Raw genomic sequence first — 24,288 nt, forward strand, 5'->3', positions numbered from 1 at the left:
AGTCGAAAAATCGCAAGCACCCCTTGTGTTGCGCATTGGCAACACTACCTTCAGGTGTAACAGGAGGCTGATACACCCATGAACCTCGAGAAATTCACCGACCGCGCAAAGGGTTTTCTGCAAAGCGCCCAGACCGTTGCCATCCGCATGAACCATCAGCGGATCACGCCCGAACACGTACTCAAGGCGCTGCTTGAAGACAGCGAGGGCATGGCTTCGGGGCTGATCCAGCGCGCCGGTGGCAATCCGCAGCTGGTCGTCTCCAAGGTTGACGAGGCGCTGGCCAAAATCGCTGCGGTTACCGGCGGCGGCGCCCAGGCGACCCCGGGGCTCGATAACGATACCGTGCGGGTGCTCGACCAGGCCGAACAGCTCGCCGCCAAGGCGGGCGACAGCTATGTCTCGGTCCAGCGCATGCTTCAGGCGCTGGCGGTGGTGGCGACCAATCCTTCCGGGCAGGCGCTCAAGGCCGCCGGGGTCGATGTGAAGGCGCTGGAAAGCGCGATCCAGGAGCTGACCGGCGGACGCACCGCCGACAATGCCAGCGCCGAAAATGCCTATGAGGCGATGAAGAAGTACGCCCGTGACCTGACGCAGGCCGCGCGCGATGGCAAGCTCGATCCGGTGATCGGCCGCGACGAGGAAATCCGCCGCACCGTGCAGATCCTGGCCCGGCGGACCAAGAACAACCCGGCGCTGATCGGGGAACCGGGCGTCGGCAAGACCGCGATCGCCGAGGGCCTCGCGCTGCGCATCGCCAATGGTGACGTGCCCGACAGCCTCAAGGACCGCCGCCTGATGAGCCTCGACATGGGGAGCTTGATCGCGGGCGCCAAATATCGCGGCGAATTCGAGGAACGGCTCAAGGCCGTGCTCGACGAGGTCAAGGGCGCCGAGGGCGAGATCATCCTGTTCATCGACGAGATGCACACCCTGATCGGGGCCGGCAAATCGGAAGGCGCGATGGATGCCGGCAACCTGCTGAAGCCTGCGCTGGCGCGCGGCGAACTGCACTGCATCGGCGCGACCACGCTCGACGAATACCAGAAGTACGTCGAAAAGGACCCGGCATTGCAGCGGCGGTTCCAGCCGGTCTTCGTGGGTGAGCCGACGGTCGAGGATTCGATCTCGATCCTGCGCGGGTTGAAGGACCGCTACGAGCTGCACCACGGGGTGCGGATCACCGACCAGGCGATCGTCGCCGCCGCGACGCTGTCCAACCGCTACATTTCCGACCGCTTCCTGCCTGACAAGGCGATCGACCTGATGGACGAGGCCGCCAGCCGAATCCGGATGGAAGTGGAGAGCAAGCCCGAGGAAATCGAGGTGCTCGACCGGCGGATCATCCAGCTCAAGATCGAGGAAATGGCGCTGGCCAAGGAGACCGACCAGGCCTCCAAGGATCGCCTCGCGGCGCTGCGCGAAGAGCTGGCCCAGCTGGAGGAACAGAGCGCCGCGCTGACCGTGCGCTGGCAGGGTGAGCGCGACAAGATCGCAGCCGAAGGCAAGATCAAGGAGCAGCTCGACGCGGCGCGGGTCGAACTGGAACAGGCGCAGCGCAGCGGCGATCTCGCCAAGGCGGGCGAGCTGTCATACGGGACGATCCCCGCGCTCGAAAAGCAGCTGGCCGAGGCGCAGACGGTTTCCGAAAACGCGCTGCTGCGCGAGGAAGTGACCGCCGAGGACATCGCCGCCGTGGTCAGCCGCTGGACCGGCGTGCCGGTCGACAAGATGATGGAGGGCGAGCGCGAGAAGCTGCTCAAGATGGAAGAGGTGATCGGCCAGCGGGTGATCGGCCAGCAGGATGCAGTGGTCGCCGTGTCCAAGGCCGTGCGCCGCGCCCGCGCCGGTCTGCAGGACCCCAACCGGCCGCTCGGCTCGTTCCTGTTCCTCGGCCCCACCGGCGTCGGCAAGACCGAACTGACCAAGGCGCTGGCCGGTTTCCTGTTCGACGACGACACCGCGATGGTCCGGATCGACATGTCGGAATTCATGGAGAAGCATTCGGTCGCCCGGCTGATCGGCGCGCCTCCGGGCTATGTCGGCTATGAAGAAGGCGGGGTGCTGACCGAAGCCGTGCGCCGCCGACCGTATCAGGTGGTGCTGTTCGACGAGGTCGAAAAGGCGCACTCCGACGTATTCAATGTGCTGCTGCAGGTGCTCGACGATGGCCGGCTGACCGACGGGCAGGGCCGCGTGGTCGATTTCACCAACACGCTGATCATCCTGACCAGCAATCTTGGCAGTCAGTACCTTGCCAATCTGGAAGACGGGCAAGACGTTGAAAGCGTCGAGCCGCAGGTGATGGAAGTGGTGCGCGGGCATTTCCGCCCCGAATTCCTCAACCGGCTGGATGAGATCATCCTGTTCCACCGGCTGGGCCTGGAACACATGGCGCCGATCGTCGAGATCCAGGTCGGCCGGGTGGGCAAGCTGCTCAAGGATCGCAAGATCGTGCTCGACCTGACAGATGCCGCCAAGCGCTGGCTGGGCCGGGTCGGCTATGATCCGGTCTATGGCGCGCGGCCCCTGAAGCGGGCGGTGCAGCGTTACCTGCAGGATCCGCTGGCCGAAAAGCTGCTGGGCGGAGAGATCCCCGACGGCAGCACGGTCAGGATCGACGAGGGTGATGGCGCGCTGACGATGGTGGTTGCCTAGCTCGGCGGAATGAACGGCTGGCACACCGCCTGAAACGCCGGCAGCGCCTCGGCCCGGGCCGAGTGGGCAGCCAGTGCGGGATAGTCGGCCAGCCGGACCAGATGGGCATAGGCCTCGGACAGAAACCGCGCAACGCAGGCCACGGCGATGTCGTCGTGCCCGGGTCCTGATCCGTGCCACCATTCGCCCTGGCGGACTGCACATTCGGCCTCGATCGCGGCAAGCCCGTCGCGGACCTGCGCTTCGCTGCGAGTCATGAAGGCCGCGTCGAGCGACGGGCTGAACAGCCGCGCATAGAAGAAGCTGACCGCCTTGTCGGCGGTACCGGTGGCCAGCGCGATACGGCGCAGGCTGGCGCGGCGATTCAGGCCGGATGCGGCGATCAACGCGCGTTCGCGGCCGTGCGCTTCGTCCAGGTGATCGAGGATCGCCGCGCTGTCGATCAGTGCCTCACCATTGCCGAGGACCAGGGTAGGCACCCGGCGCAGCGGGTTCTGGTGCACGAACCTCTCCCAATCGCCGAAGGTCGACCAGGGCAGATGTTCGAACGGCATTCCGTAAAGCGTCAGGGCGATGCCGACACGGCGGACGAAGGGGCTGTCGTACTGGCCGATCAGTTGCATTGCGGGCTCCGGGTCAGAAGGGACGGCCGGGCGGGCCCGACAGATCAAGCGGCACTTGCCGGATCCAGCGCGAGAGCAGCAGCTTGCGGCCGCTGGTCACAGGGTTGCCGGCGTGCCAGGCCAGTGGCTCTGGCTGCCCCTGGGCGTCGACATTGCGGAAATGGAATGCCTCGCCGAGTGCCCCGCGCAGCTCCAGCCCGAGCTTAGGAAAGCTGGTCGCGCCGCCTTCGAACTGGGTGGTGAGTGTCACCAGAAAGGTATCGGTGCGCTGGTTGTGTCCCGCTGGCAGGGCATCGCTGTGCAGCTTGTAGTGCTCGCCAGGGTGATAACTCAGCACCTGCATCGGTTCGCCCTGCGCATAGTCGGTTGCGGTCGCCCGGGCGATCCGGCGGTTCAGCGCATGAAGGACCGGGTCCTCTTCGACCAGCGCGAACGAGGCCGTGCCCGATTGGCGCACCGGGTCGCGGATGAATTGACCGGTCTGGGGATGGACCACAACCGCAGGCTGGATTGCCGGCAATGCGAGGTCCGCCACATAGCGGCACTCCTCGACGGTCATGAACTGCGGGCAACGCCGGATCAGCGGTTCCGCGCTGGCGGTTTCGAACGGGGGCAAGGATAGCGGATCACCGGCTTCGTCGATCGCCATTGCATCGATCAGTGCAATCTGGCGTGATGCCATTTGGTCGCGCGTGGCGCGCTGGCGAAGCAGGCCTAGCGCGGCTTGCCACTGCCTGGGGGACGTGCCGCCAGCACCGCTGGCCATCAGCGCGATCTGGACCGGGCGGGCGGCATCGAGGCCCAGGTCGGCGGCGCGACCATAAAGGTCACGCGCGGCGGCCAAGTCCCGGCGGATCAGCTGACCGCTCATTCGCCAATCGGCAAGCTCTGCCGCTGCGCGTGCGTGTCCGGCATTGCTGGCTTCGGCCAGCAGGCGGTAGGCCCCGGCGAGGTCACGGCGCTGAAGCAGGGCCGACGCTTGAGCGAGGGGATCGGGTGCAGACATCGTCTGCGATGCTAGCAACAAAAAAAGAGGGCCGGAACTGTGTTCCGGCCCCCCTTGTTCAGGAAACTGCGTGCGATCAGAACCGCGCGCGGACACCCGAGTAGAAGTTGCGGCCGCGATAATCATAGATCGCGCTGCCGACACCCGTGGCGGTCGAGCCGAGCGGCGGGTGCTTGTCGAACACGTTGTTGATGCCGAAGAAGAACAGCAGGTTCTTGCCGATACCACCTTCCGGTACGTTAAATTCGAACCGGATGTCGTGGTAGAACACCTTCGGGAACTCGTGGGTGTCCGAAAGATCCGAGTTGAACGGCGGGCAAGCCGTGCTTCCCGGCGGGTTACAGGCCCCGGGGGCGACGTTGAAGTCTTCCCAGGCGTTGATGACCATCGGCCCGATGTACCGCACGCGATAGCCCAGGGTGAACCGGCCCAGTTGCAGGTCGGTATCCCAACGCCATTCGTCCTTCGGATCGCCCAGTTCGCCCAGAATCGGGTTTTCCAGCGTCGGGAAGGTTGCGTTCTGGTAGTTGCTGATCTTCAGGTTGTGGGTCCAGATCAGGTTGGTCGACAGCTTCACCTTTTCGGAGAAGGTCTTGCGATAGGTGATCTGGGTATCGACGCCCCGACGCACGCGAGCCGCGTAGTTGAGCGGAGCGTTGATCAGCGAGTTGCCCAGCAGCTGACCGGGCTGTTCGCCAAGCGTACCCACGCCAGGCCCACGCCAGCGCGAGAACTGGGCGCAGAACACGTTTGCCAGGGTCGGCTGATCGTAGCAGGCATTGACGATGCCCTGCGCGCCAACCGAGGCGATGATGTTGTTCACCTTGATGTCGTAGTAGTCGACGGTCAGCGACAGGCCCGGAACGAACTTGGGTTCGAACACCAGGCCGAAGGTCCACGAGCTGGACTTTTCAGCTTGCAGGTTGGGGTTCGAACCGCTGACGATCGGCAGCGAATAGGCGATGTCGGGCAGGCCCGCCAGCAGCCCACCAAGATCCGCGGCGCAGTTCGCGGCGCGGGTCGACGAACCGCTGTTGATCGCCGTGGCGCGGCACGGATCCGAGAAGCCCGGAGCAAAGTTCGGAACCAGCGGGAATGCGGTTTCCGAGACGTTCGGAGCACGCACCGCGCGGGCGTAGTTGCCGCGGAACATCAGGCCATCGACCGGAGCCCACTGGGCGCCGCCGTTGTAAGCCCAGACCGTGCCGGTGCCGCCCTGATACTTCGCCACACGAGCCGCACCGCTGAGGGTCAGTTCGTGGAAGAAGGGCATGTCGGCCAGCAGCGGGATCAGGACTTCGCCATAGGCTTCCTTCACTTCGAACGGATCCGGAGCAAAGGTCGGGATCACGACGGCGTTGGTGTAACCACCGACCGTGCGCGGATCCTGTTCATAGAACGCCTTTTCACGGCGATATTCGCCGCCAATCGCGAACTTGATCGGGCCGCCCGGCAGCTCGATCAGGCCGCTGGTGTCGCCGCCCAGCGAGGCCGAGACGACCAGCTGATCAAGGCTGGCGGTGTGTGAGGCGTTGACGCCGAAATAGGCAGCGGCGGCGGCATTGCCGACACCGGCACCGAACGGATTGTAGGGTACGCAAGCCGAGATATCGGCAGCCAGACGGGCATTGAGCGCCGCAATCTGGGTGGCCGAAAGGTCACCGCGCTGCAGGATCAGCGCCGAAGCCGGATCGAACTTGGCGCGGCATTCGATCTGGTTGGTCAGCGGGTTGATGCCCGAATCGATCGACAGCATGAAGCGCTGGCGATCAACATAGCCGCTCTGGATCGTGGTTTCCTTGAACTTGCCGTAGTTCAACGAAATTTCATAGTTCCAGTCGTCGTTGAACGTGCCGCGCAGGCCGCCGACGATGCGATAGGTGTCGCGTTCGAAGTGTTCGTCGCGGATACCCACGTCGAGGAACTGCTTGGCGAACACATAGCGATAGGTGCCGGCACCGATCTGGGCGACCTGGCCCGCGGTCAGGTTGCCCGCACCACACACTGCGGTCAGGCTGGGGTTACAGCCCGAAGCGATGATTGCGTTGGACAGCGTGGCGCGGTCAGTCGCCGACATGAACGGGTTGTCGATCCGCAGGCGTTCACGGAAGTCGAACTGGGTCCCGGTGCCCTGGGTGAACGAAGGCGCAGCGGCCGAACCCTGAGCAATGACGCGGTTCCACTTGGCTTCGAGGAACACTTCGGCCGCATCGCTGAACTGATAGTGCGCCAGCATGTTGAAGTTGACGCGATCATAGCGCGGGATAACCGAGAGCAGTTCGGTTTCACGGCCGGTCTGACCATTGCCGCCAAGGATTACCGAGTTGATGCCGGTGCCCATGCGGGTGCCGGTCTGCTCGACCATGTTGCCGGTATCCGTGAAGATGTAGGTGCAGCTCATCGCATTGCCGCCAACGCTGGTCGGAGCGCCGTTGGTTGCGACCAGAGCGCGACCGCAAGTCGCAACCGAGTTGCGCTGGTTGATCGGGATCAGACCATAGCGGTGGATCGTGCTGCTGCGAATGTCGCGCATGAAGGCAGTGTCGGCCCAGCCGTCGCTGCCCTGGGTCAGGCCACCGGTGTCGAGGTCAACGGTGACAAAAGCGTCGTTGCTCTTCAGCCAGTCAATCTGCGAAGCGAAGACGCGATCCTGGTGCGAATATTCGCCGTGCAGGGTGATGTTGCCGCGGCCGTCGGCGAAGTTCTTGCCGTACATCGCCGAAGCATAATAGCCGGCGCCCCAGCCGCCTTCCATCACGCCAGCGCTGGCGCGCATCTGCAGCCCGCTGTAGTTGCGGCGCAGCACGAAGTTGACCACCCCGGCGATCGCGTCCGAACCGTAAACCGCCGAGTTACCGCCGGTGACGATATCGACGCGGTCGATCAGGTCGTTCGGGACCGAGTTGATGTCGGGCGAGACGGCGTTGTTAAGGATGTCGGCCGGCACGTGACGGCGGCCATTGACCAGCACCAGGGTACGCGAAGTGCCCAGGCCGCGAAGGTCAAGCAGGTTGAGACCGGCGATACCGATGCCCAGACCCGGGTTCTGCTGCGAGAAGGTGCTGCGCAGCTGCGGCAGTTCGTTCAGCGTATCGCCAATGTTGGTCTGGCCTTCGCTGGTGAACTCCTGGCCGCCGATCGAGGTGATCGGCACGGCCGAAGTCAGGTTCGGACGGGCGATACGCGAACCGGTGACGACCAGATCGGTCTTCTTCTCCTGGGTGTCGCACGTGCCGTCGGCGTTCTCGTCAACACACTCAGCCGAATCGGCCGGAGCGGCGTCCTGCGCCAGGGCGGCGCCCGGCATGCCGACCAGCGCGGCGACAAAGACGGCGCTCTGCAGGCAAGTTGCGCCCGAAAGTGCGGATTTGCGGAAAAACTTCATGTTTCAAGCCCCTTGGTCCCAATCCCGCCGATCAGCGGGAGAGTTTTGGAAAGGCGGCGCCTGAACAGACAGAACCTCTGCCAGCATCAAACGCCGTCAGGCTCTGCACGCAGAGCCGGATCGTGCCTCCCTGAAATAACTGGAACCTGCTGGCAATCGTCCAGCCCGGTCCTGCGACATTTCCTGCAAGCTTGTTGTCTATTTGCCACAGCTTGACCCCACAGCTTGACCTGAGCCGGGCGGCGCTTTAATCGATCGGTTAAACATCCAGCAGAGGACTCGCGGAAAATGGCTACAGCCTATATTGTCGATGCAGTACGGACCGCCGGCGGGCGGCGTGGTGGGCGCCTGGCGGGCGTGCACCCGGTGGATCTGGCTGCGGCCAGCCTCGATGCAATCGTTGCGCGCAGCGGGATCGATCCCAATGCGGTTGATGACGTGATCATGGGCTGCGTTACGCAGGCCGGCCAGCAGGCCGGACAAGTCGGGCGTAACGCGGTGCTGGCCAGCAAGTTGCTGCCGGAATCGACCCCGGCAGTCTCGATCGACCGGCAGTGCGGTTCGTCGCAGCAAGCGGTCCAGTTCGCTGCCCAGGCGGTGATGAGCGGTGTGCAGGATGTCGTGATCGCGGCCGGGATCGAAAGCATGACCCGCGTGCCAATGGGCACCAGCGCGATGTTCCACATGAAGGAAGGGCTGGGCCACTACAAGTCGCCGGGTCTGGAAGCCAAGTATCCCGGTGTGATGTGGTCGCAGTTCATGGGCGCGGAAATGATCGTCAAGAAGCACGGCTTCACCAAGGACGATCTCGACCGGTTCGCGCTGTCGAGCCACCAGAAGGCGATCGCCGCAACCAATTCCGGGGCCTTTGCGAACGAAATTGTCCCGATCGAGATCGAAACCCCCGAAGGTGCCGGGGTGCACACCCAGGACGAAGGCATCCGCTTTGATGCCACGATGGAAAGCATCGCCGGGGTCAAGCTGCTGCAGGAAGGCGGGACGCTGACCGCAGCCACCTCGAGCCAGATCTGCGACGGTTCGTCGGCTGCGCTCGTGGTCTCCGAAGAAGCGCTCAAGCGCTACAACCTCACCCCGCTGGCCCGGATTCATACCCTGACCGTGACTGCCGGCGATCCGGTGATCATGCTGGAAGAGCCGCTGTTCGCCACCGACAAGGCGCTGGCCCGCGCAGGAATGAAGATCGGTGATATCGACCTTTACGAAGTGAACGAGGCCTTTGCCTCGGTGCCGCTGGCCTGGCTCAAGCACACCGGGGCCGATCCGGAAAAGCTCAACGTCAATGGCGGGGCCATTGCGCTGGGCCACCCGCTTGGGGCATCGGGGACCAAGCTGATGTCCACGCTGCTGCATGCGCTCAAGGCGCGGGGCGGCAAGTATGGCCTGCAGACCATGTGCGAAGGCGGCGGTGTCGCCAACGTCACTATTGTTGAGATTGTCTGAGCCGAGCTCAACCCGGTAGTAGAAATGTGCTGATTCCAAACGGAGATATCTGAAATGAAACTCGACAACACCGTTGCCGCAGTGGTTACCGGCGGGGCTTCGGGCCTTGGTGCCGCTACCGCCCGCGCGCTCGCCGCCAAGGGCGTGAAGGTCGCCATCTTCGACCTCCAGGCCGAAAAGGGCGAAGCGCTCGCCGCCGAAATCGGCGGGATCTTCTGCGAAGTGAACGTGACCAGCGATGAAAGCGTCGCCGCCGGGTTTGCCAAGGCTCGCGAAGCGCACGGGCAGGAACGCGTGCTGGTCAACTGCGCCGGCACCGGCGCGGCGATGAAGACCGCCAGCCGTTCGAAGGAAGACGGTTCGATCAAGTTCTACCCGCCCAGCGCCTTCGACTGGCTGATCCAGATCAACCTGGTCGGCACCTTCCGCTGCATCGCCATGTCGGCGGCCGGCATGATGACGCTTGATCCGCAGGAAGACGGTGATCGCGGCGCGATCGTCAACACCGCTTCGGTTGCGGCCGAAGACGGCCAGATCGGCCAGGTCGCCTATTCGGCATCGAAGGCCGGTGTGGTCGGCATGACCCTGCCGATCGCGCGCGATCTGTCGAGCGAGAACATCCGCGTCAACACGATCCTGCCGGGCATCTTCAACACCCCGCTGCTGGCCGCCGCGCCGCAGCCGGTGAAGGATGCGCTGGGCGCATCGGTGCCGTTCCCCAAGCGACTGGGCGATCCCGCCGAATATGCCAATCTTGCCATGACCATGATCGAGAACGGCTATTTCAATGGCGAGGACGTTCGCCTGGATGGTGCCATCCGTATGGCACCTCGTTGATCCAACAATTGCCGGCCGGGAGAGATAAGCATGGGATATTCGCAGATTGACCTTCACATTGCGGAGGGCATCGCCACGCTGACGCTCAACCGGCCGGACAAGATGAATGCCTTTACCGGCACGATGATGAACGAGATCATCGATGCCATGGACCGAACCGATGCTGACGATTCGGTCCGCGCGGTGATCTTTACCGGGGCGGGCGAGCGGGCTTTTTGCGCGGGGGCCGATCTGACACCCGACGATGGCCGGGCAGTCTTCTCCAATTCGGAACCGGTTGAGGATCTGTCCGATCCGCGTGTGCGCGATGGCGGTGGCTTGCTGACCTTGCGGCTTTACCAGTCGAAGAAGCCGCTGATCTCGGCCTGCAACGGCGCGGCGGTGGGCGTGGGCGTGACTATGCAGCTGCCGATGGATATCCGTCTGGCCAGCGACAATGCGCGCTATGGCTTTGTCTTCGCGCGGCGCGGGATCGTGCCCGAAGCCTGCTCCAGCTGGTTCCTGCCCAAGATCGTCGGGATCAACCAGGCGCTGGAATGGTGCATGACCGGTCGGATCTTTGGCGCTGAAGAGGCGCTCAAGGCCGGACTGGTGCGATCGGTCCACCCCCAGGGCGAACTGATCGACGCCGCGCGCGGCCTGGCGCGCGAGATTGCCGAAAATACCTCGGCCATATCGGTGGCGATGACCCGCGCGATGCTGTGGCGGATTCCATCGGGCGATCACCCGATGGAAGCGCACAAGGTTGATAGCCGGGCAATCTACCGCCTGTCGAAGGGCGCCGATGCAAAAGAAGGTGTGCAAAGCTTCCTTGAGAAGCGCGCGCCTGACTTTCCCCTACGGGTTTCAAGCGATATGCCCGATTTCTACCCGTGGTGGGGAGGGGAGCCGCCTTACAAATGAGCACTGTGACGCGAGAAGTGGCGAGCGAAGCGCCGCCGGGCGCGCGCGAGCAATTGCTGCAGACCGCGTCCGACATCATGCGCGAAGGCGATATCGTCGACATTTCGCTGTCAGAACTGTCGCTGCGTTCGGGGCTCAATTCGGCACTGGTGAAGTACTACTTCGGCAACAAGGCCGGGCTGATGAAGGCCCTGCTCGATCGCGACATGGAAGGGATCATCCACGCGGTCGATGCCCTGATGGCCAAGGACATGCCGCCCGAAGTGCGGCTGCGGCGGCACATCGGGGCGGTGGTCGATACCTATTACAAGACCCCCTATCTCAACCGCCTGCTGATGCGGCTGGTGCGTGAAAGCGATCCCGATGAAGCCCACCGGATCGCCGATTCCTATCTGACCCCGCTCAGCCGCGCCTATGACAAGCTGATCGCCGATGGGGTGAAGCGCGGTGTGTTCCGCAATGTCGATCCGCAGATGTTCTATTTCACCACCACCGGCGCTGCCGACCGGTTCTTTGCCTCCCGTCTGGTGCTCAAGCACTGCTACGATACCGATACCCTGACCGAAGAATTGCGCGATCGCTATCGTGAGCATTGCATCGACTTCATCATGGCCGGTATCCTCGCTCACCAATGAGCGAAATATCTGACAGCGGCACCTGGCACATCGGGGTTATCGGCGGTTCCGGCCTGGCGTCCGGGATCGGGTTGGACAGTGCCCAGGAGATCGAGGTTGCCAGCCCGTTCGGCCTGCCATCGGCGGCGGTAACCACCGGAACGCTTGAAGGGGTCCGCTTCACCTTCCTGCCGCGCCACGGTAGCGGCCATGCCGTGCCGCCCTCGGCAGTCAACTACCGTGCCAATATCGATGTGCTCAAGCGGTGCGGGGTCAGTGATGTGATCGCGCTTTCGGCGATCGGCTCGCTCAATCCGGGCATGGCACCCGGGCATTTCGTTGCGGTTGACCAGTTTATCGATCGCACGACCGGGCGCGAGAACAGTTTCTTCGGACCCGGCCTGGTTGCCCATGTCAGTCTGGCCGATCCGATTTGTCCGCGTCTGCGTGCCGGACTGGTATCGGCGGTGGCCGAGGATGAGGCCAAGATCCACGATGGCGGCTGCTATGTCGCGATCGAGGGACCACAGTTCTCGACCCGGGCCGAAAGCAAGCTCTACCGCAAATGGGGTGCGGATGTGATCGGGATGACCGCCATGCCCGAAGCGCGCCTCGCCCGCGAAGCTGAACTGCCCTATGCCCTGCTGGGCATGGTGACCGACTATGACAGTTGGCGCGAAGGCGACGAAGCCGACGTTGGCGAGATTATGGCGGTGATGAAGCGCAATGTCGATCTGGCCGCCAAGGTGGTGCGCGCTTTCGCCCGCGCCTTGCCCAAGGCGCGCAGCGCCAGCCCGATCGACCATGCGCTTGAACATGCGATCATGACTGCACCCACCGCGCGTGATCCCGCGCTGGTAGCGAAATTGCAGGCCGTGGCAGGGCGGGTGCTGGGTGGCTGAAGCGGTGCTCTATGACTGGCCGCGCAGTTCGGCGGCCTATCGGGTGCGGATTGCGCTGAACCTGAAGGGCCTGGCTTTTCGCACTGTGCCGATCGATCTGCGGGTGGGCCAGCAGGGCAGCGCGGAATTCACCGCGCTCAATCCGCAAGGGCTGGTGCCGGCGCTGGCGATCGATGGCCACCTGCTGACCCAGAGCCTGGCGATCATCGACTACCTTGACCGGACCCGCCCCGAACCGGCGTTGCTGCCAGCCGATCCCGCCGCGCGTGCCGCCGCGCTCGCCCTGGCGTTGGTGATTGCTGCGGATACCCATCCGATCCAGAACCTGCGGGTGATGAACCGGCTGAAAAGCCAGTTTGGCGCTGATGACGCCGCGACCTACGAATGGAACCGGCACTGGATCGGCAACGGCTTTGCCGCGCTGGAAGCTCAGGCTCCGGAACAAGGCCTGTTTGGCGGGGCAGCGCCAAATCTGGTCGATATCTGCCTGGTCCCGCAGATGGCCAATGCCCGCCGGTTTGAGCTGCCGCTTGATCCCTACCCGAAGCTGGTGCGGATCGATGCCGCCCTGCGCGAACATCCCGCCTTTGCGGCCGCCGCACCTTAGAACCTGCGAAAATTGACCTTTGCCATTGCGCTTTGCCACGCGGCCACTTAGCGAACTGGTTGCAACAGGAACCAGTTCATGAGCGCCAAGTCTGCCCGCCTTGTCGATTTTCTGCCCTATCTGCTCTCGATCACTTCCAACGCGGTGAGTGACCGGATCGCGGCGGAGTATTCATCGCGTTTCGGGCTCAAGATTCCAGAATGGCGGGTGATGGCAGTGCTGGGTGACAGCGGTGCGCACACCCAGCGTGAACTGGTCGGGGCCACCCGGATGGACAAGGTGGCGGTCAACCGCGCCTGCAAGGTGTTGGAAGAACGCGGTCTGATCGCGCGCAGCCCCAACATGCGTGACGGGCGATCGCATCATCTTGAACTGACCGCGACGGGCCGCGAGGTCCACGGCGCGATCATGCCGATCGCACTTAAGATGGAAGAGCATCTGTTTTCCGGGCTGAGCGCGCCCGAACGCAAGACTTTCAAGGACCTGCTGCAGCGTATCCGCGAGCAGGCTGGCGAGAAGGAACCATGACCATATGAAACTGGCATCTTTGCCCCACGGCCGCGACGGGCGGCTGGTTCTCGTTTCCAGAGATCTCGCCTGGTATGCCCCGGCCGATCACCTGGTGCCCACCCTGCAGGCCGCGCTGGATGACTGGGACCGGCACGCGCCGGTGCTTGAGGCGCTGGCGACCGAACTGGAACACGGTGCGATCCCGCGTGAACGCTTTCACGAACGCGAAGTCGCCGCGCCGCTGCCACGCGCCTACCAGTGGGCCGATGGTTCGGCCTACGTCAACCACGTCGAACTGGTGCGCAAGGCGCGCGGCGCCGAACTGCCGGACAGCTTCTGGCACGATCCGCTGATGTACCAGGGCGGCAGCGATGACCTGCGCGGGCCGCGTGAGCCGATCACGCTGGCCGATGAAGCCTGGGGCTGCGACATGGAGGCCGAAATCTGCGTGGTGACCGGCGATGTTCCGCAAGGGGTTTCGGCCGGGGATGCACTGGATCATATCCGGCTGGTCGGACTGGTCAACGATGTCTCGCTGCGCAACCTGATCCCGGCCGAACTGGCCAAAGGCTTCGGTTTCGTCCAGTCAAAACCGGCCAGCCATTTCTCGCCGGTCTTTGTCACTCCTGAAGAACTGGGCGAGGCCTGGCAGGGCGGTCGGCTGAACCGCGTTCTAAGCGTTGACCTCAACGGTGAAGCCTTTGGCCGCGCCAATGCCGGCGAGGAATGCACGTTCGATTTCGGCACCCTGATCGCGCATCTGGCCAAGACCCGCCGGATCGGTGCGGGCTCGATCATCGGATCGGGTACGGTTTCCAACCGCGATCCCGATGGCTCACCGGGGCGTCCGTGCGGTCAGGGCGGGCGGGGTTATTCCTGCATTGCCGAACAGCGCATGATCGAGACGATTGCCGGCGGCGCGGCCACAACCCCGTTCCTGCGCTTTGGTGATGTGGTGCGGATCGAGATGCGCGACGATCACGGCCACACCATCTTCGGCGCGATCGAAGGCACCGTCACCCAGGCCTGATACGCAAAGGCCGGCTCGGGGATCCCGAACCGGCCTTTGGTTGCCCCCAGGCAATTGAGCCTTACTTCTTGCCCGGACCACCGCCGCCAAAGGCATCGGCGATCGAACAGGCTGCCGGACCAAGGATCACGATGAACAGCACCGGCAGAATGAACAGGATCAGCGGCACGGTCATGATCGCGGGCAGGCGCGCGGCCTTTTCTTCGGCGCGCATCATGCGTTCGTTGCGGAATTCGGCCGACAGCACGCGCAGTGCGGAAGCCAGCGGCGTACCATAGCGTTCGGTCTGGACCATGGTGGTGGTCACGCCCTTCACCGCTTCGAGATCGACGCGGTAGGCCAGATTTTCAAAGGCCATGCGGCGTTCGCCCAGGAAGGCGAGCTCGATCGCGGTCAGGGCGAATTCATCGCCCAGTTCGGGATAGGCCCGGCCCAGTTCGCGCGCCACGCGGTTGAAGCTGGCATCGACCGTCAAACCGGCTTCGGCGCAGATCACCAGCAAGTCGAGCGCATCGGGCAGGCCCTTGCGGATCGCGTCGGTGCGCTTGGAAATCAGGTTCTGGATGTAGACTTCCGGACCCTTGTAGCCAGCACCAACGGCTGCGGCGAAGGCCATCAGCTTTTTCATGCCGCCCCAGGTCGGGAAATAGTTGACGCCATAGATCATGAAGGCTGCAAACCCGCCCAGCACAACGGGCAGCACCATGCGGGCGAAGATCACCACGATCCCCAGCTCTTTGCGGCGGATCCCGGCCTGGGCCAGTTTCTGCTGGATGATCTCAAGCTGGCTTTGCTGCAGCACCTTCAGCGAGGACAGCGTGTCCTTCATCTTGTCGGTGGCTTCGGTCTTGCGCACCAGGCTGGCGCGCTTTTTCGAGCCGCCGGTGATCAGCCCGGTCTTGAGCTGGTCGCGGCGGTCGTTGAGCGCCTTGACGCGCTTCTGCATCGGGTCACGGATGGTGACCGCAGTGTAGATCGCGAAGATCACAGCCAGTGCGGCGCAGAACGCCAGGATCGTACCGACCCAGATGACGTCGATGCCGAGGAGCGTAGGTCCGGGCGGATTGGTAGGCATGATTGTCCGGTTCCCCTGACTCAGATCTCGAAGCTGACCATTTTGGCCATGATGAAGGCGCCGATCGACATCCATACCAGGCCGCCAAGCCCGGTGACGATCAGACGGTCGTCGGTGAAGAAGCCACCCAGATACTTGGGGTTGATCCAGTAGATCATCCCGAAGACGATGAACGGCAGCGAGCCGACGATGTAGGCCGAAGCCTTGGATTCAGAGCTCATCGCGCGGATCTTGAGCTTCATCTGCGCGCGTTTGCGCAGCACGTCGGCAAGGTTCGACAGCGTTTCGGCGAGGTTACCCCCGGTTTCGCGCTGGATCGCCAGAGTGATGCAGAAGAAGCTGAATTCAGGCGTGTTGAGCCGGTCGGCGGTTTCCTGGAGGGCGTCCTCCATGGTCTTGCCGATCTTGATGCGTTCGGTCACCAGCTTGAATTCCTCACCCACCGGGCCAGGAACTTCGGTTGCCACCACGCCCAGCGTTTCGGTTACCGGCAGACCTGAGCGCAGGCCGCGAACCAGCAGTTCGATCGCATCGGGAAACTTGGTGGTGAAGGCGTTGTTGCGCTTCTTGATGAAGAAGCCGACCACCGCGTGAGGCAGCCCGGCACCGGCAATCAGGCCAACGCCAAGCGAGAGCAGCGCGGCCCCCGTCTTGAGGAACATGATGATGGTAACCGCCAGCGCCAGACCGGCCGAGGCATAGGCATATTGCGCCAGTGTCCAGCTTTTGCCGGAACGGTGCAGCCTGAGCGCCAGCGCCGCGATCCGGGATTCCGAACCGGCGATCTGGTGCATCTTGGGCTTGCGGGCGGCGACCGCCTTCTTGAGCTGCGCTTCGACCCGGTCGACCGTGCTGTCGGAATGGCGATAGCGCACGGCCTGGAGCCGGCGCGTGCCTTCCTTGGCCGCCGACGGGCCCGCGAAGGCCAGATAGCCCAGGACCATGAAGCTCATCAGGCCCATGGCAATCAGCAGGAGCTGGACAATGCTCATCCGCGCTACTCGCCTTCCGTTGCGGGGTGGCCCGCCGCATTGCGGCGGGTCCCGGTTTCACTCACGCGCTCAGGCCTGGGCCGGAGCGGGCACTTCCTTGGCCTTCTTGCTGCCCGACAGCATCGACTTGAGGTCGAACTTGCCCAGCAACGAGCTCTTTGGCTTGATCGCCGCGTCGATCACTTCGCCGTCACCGACGTTCATGATCGACTTGGCGATGTCGCGGATCGCGACCCCGGCCTTGGCCGAGCGGTTGGCGTCGGCAAAGGTCTGGCCCAGCTTGGCAGCATTGGTCGCGGCCTTGACGTCGTACGGGATCGTGAAATTGATCTTGCGTTCGATCGAGGCTTCGAAGTCGGCCTTGCTGATTTCCGCGACACCCGGCTGAACCTTGTTCGCGATGACCAGCGGCTGGACATGGGCGGCGTTGCTCTTGAGCCACGACAGGATGCGGATCGCGTCGCGCGCCGAAGCGAGCGTCATTTCCACCACCACCAGCACCACGTTCACGTCGGCCAGCAGGTTGGGGAAGTTGATCAGCATGTTGCGCGGCAGATCGATCACCGTCATCTCGAACGCCTGGCGGAATTCTTCCTCAAGCTGGATGAAGGCGGCGCCATCGGTCATCAGCGGCGAATTCATTGGCGCTTCGGCCGAAAGGATCGCCAGGTGATCGTTGGCGCGGATCATCGCACGTTCAATGAACAGTCCGTCGATACGGCCCGGATTCTCGATCGCGTCGGTCAGGCCGCGGCCCGGCTCGAGGTCGAGCGCGAGCGCGCCGGTGCCGAAGTGCACATCAAGGTCGAGCAGAGCAGTCGGGCTCTTTTCGTCCGAGCTGAACAGCCAGGCCAGCGAAGTGGCGATGGTCGAAGCACCAACCCCGCCGCGCGTACCGATGACCGCAGTCGAGATATGCTTTTTGGCCACTGCCGGATCGTGCGACTTGGGATTCGCAAAGACCGCCTGGGCGTTGACCAGGGCATCGCGCACCTGGCTGGGCGAAAGCGGCTTGAGCAGGTAGTCGTGGATCCCGCTGGCCAGAAGGTCGCGGTACAGGCGCACGTCGTTGACCTGGCCGATCGCCACCACCACCGTGCCGGGTTCGCAAACCTCGGCCAGGGCGTTGATATCGTTCAGCGGATCGCCGCTTTCCGACAGGTCGACCATCAGGATGTTGGGGCTGGCCGAGATCGAGAGTGACTGCACGGCGTTGCGCAGGCCACCCTTGTTGCACTTCTCGGGCTGCCAGCCCATTTCGATCACGACCGGGCGCAGCACATCGAGTGCGGCATCGTCGCAGATGAAGGCGGCAAACGGATCGCGGTTGCCCTGCACGCCAGGTTTCCAAGGAGCATTCATGGCTTACTTCCCACTCTGCGACGATTGTTCTTTGAGGCCCTTCTGGCCTGACGGCGGAGCTTCGCGATAGGTGTCGATGGCCTTGGTCGAGCTCATGACCGTGGTCACGCCGCTGCCGCTGGCACCCTTGAGCAGGTGCTGCGGATCAGCGACCATTGCAGCCATGTTCGAATTGACCGCGCAGCCATAGCTGGCGTTGGTGCCATTGGTCAGGTTGGCGTCCGAATTCTGCGACCAGTCGGGGCAACCCGGAACGGTGGCGCTCGAACGGGTCACGACCACGCGGACAGTACCCGGCGATACATCACCCGGCGTCACCGGCGCATCGTCGTTGACCAGCATGCCGTACTTGCCGGCAACGCCTTCAACCGCGGCGCGGGCACCGGCACTTTTCATCGGATCGTCAATATAGATCCGGTCGCCGTAACGCAGCGCCATGGCATCGAACCAGCCAGCCAGACGGCGCTGTTCGGGGATCGAGACGCCACCCGGGCCAGCCGAAATGTCGAGCGTGTAGCTGGTGGTCGAAACTACCGGCTGGTGCACGCTGTCGAGGCTGCGATTGCTGGGGAAGCCACCGCCGCCGCAGCCGCCAAGCGCGAGTGCCAGCGAAAGGGTAAGGGCCGAAGCCAGCGCTTTGCGAGACTTGAGAATACGCATGGTTGGTCCTTCCTCAGTTCAGGCTGAAGCCGGGCGCGGCGGCATCGCCGTCCTTGCTCTTCTTCTTGTTCTTCTTGTCTTCCTTGGCGCTGGCCGATTGCGGCACGATTGCTTGCGGAGACATCAGTTCACCCACCTGCGGGCCATTGGGGCCCTGCTGTGCGGGACCGCTGCTGGGCATCGGGCGCTTTTCACCCGACTTGCCGGCGCTCTGCTGGTTGCCGAACACCTGCTGCAGCATGTTGGGGCTGCGATAGCCGTCAGTCGGCAGGGCAATCTCGTTGGCGCTGACCGGCTGGACCAGGTACGGCGTCACAACGATCACCAGTTCGGTTTCACCCTTCTGGAAGTGGCTCGAACGGAACAGCGAACCCACGATCGGCAGGTCGCCGGCGCCCGGCATCTTCTTGACGGTGCTTTGCGCGGCGTTGCTCATCAGGCCGGCAATCATCATCGACTGGCCCGAGCCGAGCTCGACCGTGGTTTCGGTGCGACGCACGGTCAGCGCCGGAACCTGGAAGCCGTTGATGGTGATCGCGCCCTGGCTCGAAAGCTCGGACACTTCGGGACGGACCCGCATCGAGATCCGGCCATTGGCCAGCACCGTCGGCGTATAGGCCAGGCTGACCCCGAACCGCTTGTATTCGATCGAGGTGGTGCCCAGGCCCTGGCTGATCGGGATCGGATATTCGCCGCCCGCCAGGAATTCTGCCGTTTCGCCCGACAGTGCGGTCAGATTGGGTTCCGACAGGGTCGAAACCAGGCCAACCTGTTCGCCCAGATCGAGCGCGCCAAGGATGTCGAGGCCGAACAGCTTTCCGGCACCCGCAAGCGTGGTGCCAACCCCGATCGGGCTGACCGACGTACCGTCAACCTGCACGAACTTTCCGGGGTTGTTGATATCGGGAACCCAGATCGACGGCTTGTTGCCAACGCCGGTTACAGTGCCCGGACGGAAGGTTGACGAAAATCCGCGGCCCTGACCGATCCCGAACTGGAATCCGCTGGTAGCATCGCCGGTCGTCATGTTGACCCCGATGTCGCGCACCAGGGTGCGGCTGACTTCGGCGAACTTGACGTGCAGGTTGACCTGCAGCGGCGTGGCCATCTTCACGCGGGTGATGACATTGGCTTCCTTGCCGACAAAGGCCTGGACCAGGCGCTCGGCCTCAGCGGCATCTTCGGGCGCCGCAACGGTGCCGGTCAGCAGGAAAGTGTTGGTACCCATGGTCGAGACCGAGATCTTGGCATCGGGCATCGCCACCTTCAGCATCTGGTCGACGCTGTCGATGTTCGAACCCACCCGGACGTTGGCCGACCAGATGATGTTGCCGCCAGCGTCGCTGGCATAGATGGTGGTTTCGCCACCCGCCTTGCCAAAGACATAAAGCTGGCGCGAGCTCTTCACCTGAACGTCTGCCACGTTTTCGTTGGCGACGAAGACATCGGCCATCGCTCCGCCGACGGTAACCAGCTGGCCGCGTCCAATCGACAGGACAAGGTCATTGGCGGGCCGGCTGACCGACTGGGCATCGGCGCTTCCGACCGGCATCAGAGCCAGCGGGGCAGCCGCGCAGGTGGCGCTGAGCATGGTAAAGGCAAGGCGTTTCATCGTGCGGCCTTTCGTGGCGGCGGTGGAAGCGGAAGTGTTACGGGTCAGCATCTCAGCGTCCTCCAACCGGTTCGGCAGTGGTGTTCTTGCCGCGGGTCACGCGGACCACGGGGCCGCTCGGCGCTGCGGCGCGCGGCTGTGAAGAAGCCGGAGCCGGGCTGCTCATGGCCGGAGCCGCAACCTGGGCAGAGCGTTCGGGGCTGGGCGCAGTGCGGCGCTGGAAGCGCGACACGTCGCCGCCGGTGACAAAGGTGGCACTGGCATCGATCGGGCGGTTCATCGCATTGGCGAGGAACTTGGCTTCCTGATCCTTGGTTGCACCGGCCGGAACCTTGACCGAGCCACTGGCAATCGCCTGATCGAGTTCGGACTGGTTGTCAGCCAGGCTGCGCAGCGACAGGCTGAGCGTGCCGATGGTCTGGGCCACCGCGATCTTTTCAGCGATCTTGGGCGTCACTTCGAGCGTCACGGTGCGGAACGAGCGGACAATCGTCTTGCCGTCTTCCACCGTGCTGTCGGTCGACTGGTCGGTGGCGAGCACGCGGACATTGCGCAGGATGGTTTCGGTCGCCTTGAGCGGCGGGCCGTCGCCGTTGCCCTGGACGGTCTGGGTCAGCATCAGGTCAACATGGTCGCCCGGAAAGACGAAGCCGCCCACGCCGGTCTTGGCCGAAACGGGGATCGTCACGGCGCGCATGCCGGGGCCAAGCGCCGCAGCAAGGAAGCCGCGATCGCCAGGGGCAACCAGCGCGCCCTGGGTGACCGGCTGGCCGGCGGTGATCGGGTAGCGAACCACGGTGCCGAGCAGCTTGTTCATGTCGGCTTCGCCGTCGATGAAGTAGGCGTCCTGCACCATTTCCTTCGGCCACAGCTGGAAGCTGACCGAATCGGCGGTGATGATCGTGCCCACCGGCAGAGCGCGTTGCGCCACCAGGACCTTCGGGCCCTTGGGGACCTGCTGGGCGGCATCCGCCTTGGGGGCAGAACCCCCGGTGAGCAGGCTACGAGCGGCCAGTGCGGTACCGATCGCAATGACCAGCGCGCCCAGCAGCAGCATCAGCTTCTTTTTATCCATGGCTAAGCAAGCCCCCTAGAAAAATCCCGAAAACGTCCGTGTCTATTCGGGCAAACTGGTTAAAATCCGGTCAACCGGCTCCCTGCGCTGTTGCAGCGCTTTGGAAAGCTGGCAGAAACTGGGCAGCAAGGACCCACAGTCCGGCGCTCGAAATCGCCACGCCGTATGGTACGGCGAGCTTGTCGCGGCGCTTGCGGATCACGTGCCACATGCCCAGAACGATGGTGAGTACGCCGCCGATCAGCGCCATGCCGATCAGCAATCGCATGAACCACAGCGGTTCGATCCACAGCGCCAGCGCAGTCAGCAACTTGACGTCACCACCGCCCATCGCGCGCATTGCGAACAGACCTGCGAGTACCACCAGCGTTACCACAGCGACACCCAGCTGCCAGGCAACGCCCGGCCACAGCGACAGTCCGCTGGCCCACCAGTAAAGCGGAGCCGATGCGGCGATCGCACCGTTCAGCCAGTTGTCGATCTGGCGGCGGCGAATGTCGGTGAAGGCAGCAACCAGCAGCGCGATTGCCAATGCGGCAAGCAGCAGGTAACGAAATTCGAAGTCCGGCATTACAGCCCCCCTGGTCTCAGGGAGACTGTCTAAGGGGCAGGACTTACTAAAAAGTAACCAGTGCCGAGAGGCTGGAATTATCCAAATGTCGCAAGCAAGCTTACCGGCCTTCGATCGTCGCGCGATTCCTTCCGCAGCCAGCGAAAGCCGCTGGCAGGCGGGCGATGGCTGGGCGATCCGGCGGATTGACTGGCCGGCCCCGCAGGCAGACGCCAAGGGCTCGATCCTGTTCCTGCCCGGACGCGGCGATTTCTACGAAAAATACCTCGAAACGCTGGCGCACTGGAATGAGCTGGGCTGGCACGTCACCGCCAGCGACTGGCGCGGGCAGGGGGATTCGGGGCGGCTGGGCAAGGATCCGGTCACCGGCCATATTGATGATTTCGCCACCTGGGTTGAAGACTTGGCCCTGCTGTGGAAACGCTGGAAGGCCGAAACGCCGGGGCCACATGTGCTGGCGGCGCATTCGATGGGCGGACATCTGGCGCTGCGCACCGTGGCCGAAGGACTGGCCGATCCCGATGCGCTGATCCTGTCCGCGCCGATGCTGGGCTTTACCGCCAGCCTGCTGCCGCAGGCGGTGATGCATCAGGCGGCCAAGGCGATTCGCGCGCTGGGCGATCCGCGCCGCCCGGCCTGGAAATGGAGCGAGGCCCCTGGCGAAGTGCCCGAAGAGCGCGCGCACCTGCTGTCGCACGATGCCGAGCGCTATGCCGACGAACTGTGGTGGCGCAGCCAGCGCCCGCAGCTGGTGATGGGACCGGGCAGCTGGGGCTGGGTCGAACGCGCCTATGCCTCGATGCGGTTCCTGGAAACGCCGGGGCTGCTTGAAGCGGTCAAGGTGCCGACGGTGATCGTCGCCACCGACGATGACAAGCTGGTTGGCTGGAAGGCCATCGCGCGGGCCGCCGCGCGGTTGGGCGATTGCGAGCTGGTCCATTTCGGCAAGGAAGCCCGGCACGAGATCCTGCGGGAGGCCGATTCGGTCAGGAACCGCGCGCTGGCGGCCTGCGATGCCTTGCTGGCGCGGGTTGCCGCGCGCTGACGGCAATGGGTGGGCGCTTCGATTTTGCGATCGTCGGAGCCGGCATGGCGGGCGCTTCGCTGGCCGCAGGACTGGCCGGGCAGGGCCGGGTCCTGCTGCTCGAGGCCGAGGACCGGCCCGGCTACCACGCCACCGGACGTTCCGCCGCGTTCTGGACCGAAAGCTATGGCGGGCCGCTGGTCCTGCCGCTTACCGCGGCTTCCGGGCCGTTCCTCAAGCAGCATGGCCTGCTGCGTCCGCGCGGTGCGCTGACCCTGGCGCGCGCGGACGAGGCGGCGGCGCTGGACCGGTTTGCTGGCGAATTCGCCGGGCTGGGCGTGCGGATCGAACGGCTTGAATTCGCGGCGCTGGCCTGCCGCATACCGGGCCTGCGGGGCGACTGGCAGCATGGCGTGCTCGAACCCGATTGCTGCGACATCGATGTTGCCGCGCTGCACCAGCTCTACCTTGCCCAGGCCCGCCAGGGCGGGGCCGAACTGCAGTGCCGCGCCCGGCTGGCCCAGGCCCGCCGCGAAGGTTCCTGCTGGCAGCTGGCGCTTGAGGACGGACGCCGCTTTTCCGCCGATGTGCTGGTCAACGCCGCCGGAGCCTGGGCCGATCCGGTTGCTGAACTTGCCGGCGCCCGGCCGCTGGGCGTGCAGCCCTATCGCCGCACCATTGCCCAGCTGGCCATGGGGGCTCCGGTTCCGCCCGAGCTGCCGCTGGTGCTGGGCTTTGACGGCAGCTTCTATTTCCGGCCCGAAGGTGACCGGCTGTGGCTGTCGCCGCACGATGAAACCCCCAATCCGCCGTGCGATGCCGCACCCGAGGAGATCGACGTGGCGACCGCGATTGCCCGGCTGGAAGATGTTGCCCAGTGGCCGGTCAGGCGAGTCGAGCACAAGTGGGCCGGGCTGCGCAGTTTCGCGCCCGATCGCCTGCCGATCTATGGCTTTGACCCCAAGGTGCCGGGCCTGTTCTGGTGCGCGGGGCAGGGCGGCTTCGGCATCCAGACCGCACCGGCGGCCGCCGATCTGGCGGTAGGGCTGCTGCTGGGGCGGACTGGCGGCGCGGTTGATCCGGCGCCTTATTTGCCGGACAGATTTCACTAGCAAAACCGGGCAGTTGCGCTAGGTTTGAGGCCATGGGGGACTCAACCAGTCAAGGAACAGACCGATGGCTCACAAGTTCGAAATCTACAAGGACAAGGCTGGCGAATTCCGCGTTCGCTTCAAATACAATTCGGAAGTGATGTTCTCGACCGAGGGCTATTCAAGCAAGGCCAGCGCCGAAAACGCGATCGAATCGATCAAGAAGAACGGCCCTGGCGCCCCGGTTGAAGACAACAGCTAGGCCGAAAGAACACCGTTCATCCTGAGGA

At 64.2% G+C, this 24,288-nt stretch carries 22 protein-coding genes; 12 read left to right on the top strand and 10 right to left on the bottom strand.

The genetic code is table 11. From position 1 onward, the window contains the following. Positions 1 to 78: 78 nt before the first annotated feature. Positions 79 to 2,658, top strand: a complete 2,580-nt coding sequence (clpB, locus tag IT549_RS04285; RefSeq protein ID WP_292970203.1) for an ATP-dependent chaperone ClpB — start codon at positions 79 to 81, stop codon at positions 2,656 to 2,658. Here the strand turns inward: clpB and IT549_RS04290 are convergent. The 3 genes from IT549_RS04290 to IT549_RS04300 all read right to left on the bottom strand — a co-directional run bounded on the left by IT549_RS04290 (position 2,655) and on the right by IT549_RS04300 (position 7,672). Then, complete coding sequence (locus IT549_RS04290; RefSeq protein WP_292970204.1) at positions 2,655 to 3,281, bottom strand: glutathione S-transferase family protein; 627 nt, start codon at positions 3,279 to 3,281, stop codon at positions 2,655 to 2,657. The two genes, clpB and IT549_RS04290, sit on opposite strands and share 4 nt — an antisense overlap. Positions 3,282 to 3,294: 13 nt before the next feature. After that, positions 3,295 to 4,287 (bottom strand): 2OG-Fe(II) oxygenase, encoded by a 993-nt coding sequence (locus IT549_RS04295; protein WP_292970205.1) that lies wholly within the window; start codon positions 4,285 to 4,287, stop codon positions 3,295 to 3,297. 76 nt (positions 4,288 to 4,363) lie between these two features. Next, on the bottom strand, positions 4,364 to 7,672 hold the full coding sequence (locus IT549_RS04300; protein ID WP_292970206.1) for a TonB-dependent receptor: 3,309 nt from the start codon (positions 7,670 to 7,672) through the stop codon (positions 4,364 to 4,366). Between the two features lie 288 nt (positions 7,673 to 7,960). On the opposite strand from IT549_RS04300, the gene IT549_RS04305 reads away from it, so the two are divergent. The 8 genes from IT549_RS04305 (at position 7,961) to IT549_RS04340 (ending at position 14,536) form a co-directional block, all read left to right on the top strand. Beyond that, entirely contained in the window at positions 7,961 to 9,133 is a 1,173-nt protein-coding gene (locus IT549_RS04305) for an acetyl-CoA C-acetyltransferase (protein WP_292970207.1), read from the top strand. A gap of 54 nt (positions 9,134 to 9,187) precedes the next feature. Continuing rightward, positions 9,188 to 9,970, top strand: a complete 783-nt coding sequence (locus IT549_RS04310) for an SDR family NAD(P)-dependent oxidoreductase (protein ID WP_292970208.1) — start codon at positions 9,188 to 9,190, stop codon at positions 9,968 to 9,970. Between the two features lie 30 nt (positions 9,971 to 10,000). Continuing rightward, positions 10,001 to 10,873, top strand: a complete 873-nt coding sequence (locus IT549_RS04315; RefSeq protein WP_292970209.1) for a crotonase/enoyl-CoA hydratase family protein — start codon at positions 10,001 to 10,003, stop codon at positions 10,871 to 10,873. Next, positions 10,870 to 11,508 (top strand): TetR family transcriptional regulator, encoded by a 639-nt coding sequence (locus IT549_RS04320; RefSeq protein ID WP_292970210.1) that lies wholly within the window; start codon positions 10,870 to 10,872, stop codon positions 11,506 to 11,508. The genes IT549_RS04315 and IT549_RS04320 overlap by 4 nt, the downstream gene beginning before the upstream one ends. Further along, positions 11,505 to 12,389, top strand: coding sequence for an S-methyl-5'-thioadenosine phosphorylase (mtnP, locus tag IT549_RS04325; RefSeq protein ID WP_292970211.1), 885 nt, complete (start codon positions 11,505 to 11,507; stop codon positions 12,387 to 12,389). Before IT549_RS04320 ends, mtnP begins: the two co-directional genes overlap by 4 nt. Then, positions 12,382 to 12,996, top strand: coding sequence for a maleylacetoacetate isomerase (gene maiA / locus IT549_RS04330; protein WP_292970212.1), 615 nt, complete (start codon positions 12,382 to 12,384; stop codon positions 12,994 to 12,996). Before mtnP ends, maiA begins: the two co-directional genes overlap by 8 nt. Positions 12,997 to 13,074: 78 nt before the next feature. Further along, complete coding sequence (locus IT549_RS04335) at positions 13,075 to 13,524, top strand: MarR family winged helix-turn-helix transcriptional regulator (RefSeq protein WP_292970213.1); 450 nt, start codon at positions 13,075 to 13,077, stop codon at positions 13,522 to 13,524. A gap of 4 nt (positions 13,525 to 13,528) precedes the next feature. Next, entirely contained in the window at positions 13,529 to 14,536 is a 1,008-nt protein-coding gene (locus IT549_RS04340) for a fumarylacetoacetate hydrolase family protein (protein WP_292970214.1), read from the top strand. A 61-nt stretch (positions 14,537 to 14,597) separates the two neighbouring features. Here IT549_RS04340 and IT549_RS04345 read toward each other — a convergent pair whose 3' ends face one another. The 7 genes from IT549_RS04345 to IT549_RS04375 form a co-directional block, all read right to left on the bottom strand. Beyond that, a complete protein-coding gene (locus IT549_RS04345; protein ID WP_292970215.1) occupies positions 14,598 to 15,611 on the bottom strand; it encodes a type II secretion system F family protein in 1,014 nt (337 codons plus the stop codon). Positions 15,612 to 15,631: 20 nt separating this feature from the next. Next, positions 15,632 to 16,603 (bottom strand): type II secretion system F family protein, encoded by a 972-nt coding sequence (locus IT549_RS04350; protein WP_292970216.1) that lies wholly within the window; start codon positions 16,601 to 16,603, stop codon positions 15,632 to 15,634. A gap of 69 nt (positions 16,604 to 16,672) precedes the next feature. After that, positions 16,673 to 17,965 carry a pilus assembly protein CpaE gene (locus IT549_RS04355; RefSeq protein WP_292970217.1) on the bottom strand — a complete coding sequence of 431 codons (1,293 nt, stop codon included), beginning with the start codon at positions 17,963 to 17,965 and terminating at the stop codon, positions 16,673 to 16,675. 3 nt (positions 17,966 to 17,968) lie between these two features. Then, positions 17,969 to 18,625: a CpaD family pilus assembly protein gene (locus IT549_RS04360; protein ID WP_292970218.1), complete on the bottom strand. Its 657-nt coding sequence runs from the start codon at positions 18,623 to 18,625 to the stop codon at positions 17,969 to 17,971. Between the two features lie 13 nt (positions 18,626 to 18,638). Beyond that, positions 18,639 to 20,237, bottom strand: a complete 1,599-nt coding sequence (locus IT549_RS04365; protein WP_365776165.1) for a type II and III secretion system protein family protein — start codon at positions 20,235 to 20,237, stop codon at positions 18,639 to 18,641. 52 nt (positions 20,238 to 20,289) lie between these two features. Continuing rightward, the gene (gene cpaB / locus IT549_RS04370) at positions 20,290 to 21,312 is read right to left on the bottom strand and encodes a Flp pilus assembly protein CpaB (protein ID WP_292970220.1); all 1,023 of its coding nucleotides are present in this window, start codon (positions 21,310 to 21,312) and stop codon (positions 20,290 to 20,292) included. Between the two features lie 70 nt (positions 21,313 to 21,382). Next, complete coding sequence (locus IT549_RS04375; RefSeq protein WP_292970221.1) at positions 21,383 to 21,883, bottom strand: prepilin peptidase; 501 nt, start codon at positions 21,881 to 21,883, stop codon at positions 21,383 to 21,385. Between the two features lie 85 nt (positions 21,884 to 21,968). On the opposite strand from IT549_RS04375, the gene IT549_RS04380 reads away from it, so the two are divergent. From IT549_RS04380 to IT549_RS04390, 3 genes are all read left to right on the top strand, one after another. Further along, positions 21,969 to 22,928 (top strand): alpha/beta hydrolase, encoded by a 960-nt coding sequence (locus IT549_RS04380; protein WP_292970222.1) that lies wholly within the window; start codon positions 21,969 to 21,971, stop codon positions 22,926 to 22,928. A 5-nt stretch (positions 22,929 to 22,933) separates the two neighbouring features. Beyond that, positions 22,934 to 24,019 (top strand): FAD-dependent oxidoreductase, encoded by a 1,086-nt coding sequence (locus tag IT549_RS04385; RefSeq protein ID WP_292970223.1) that lies wholly within the window; start codon positions 22,934 to 22,936, stop codon positions 24,017 to 24,019. A 64-nt stretch (positions 24,020 to 24,083) separates the two neighbouring features. Next, a complete protein-coding gene (locus tag IT549_RS04390; RefSeq protein ID WP_292970224.1) occupies positions 24,084 to 24,260 on the top strand; it encodes a YegP family protein in 177 nt (58 codons plus the stop codon). Positions 24,261 to 24,288: the final 28 nt, after the last annotated feature.

The organism is Novosphingobium sp. (assembly GCF_020852455.1).
Classification (GTDB): Bacteria; Pseudomonadota; Alphaproteobacteria; order Sphingomonadales; family Sphingomonadaceae; genus Novosphingobium.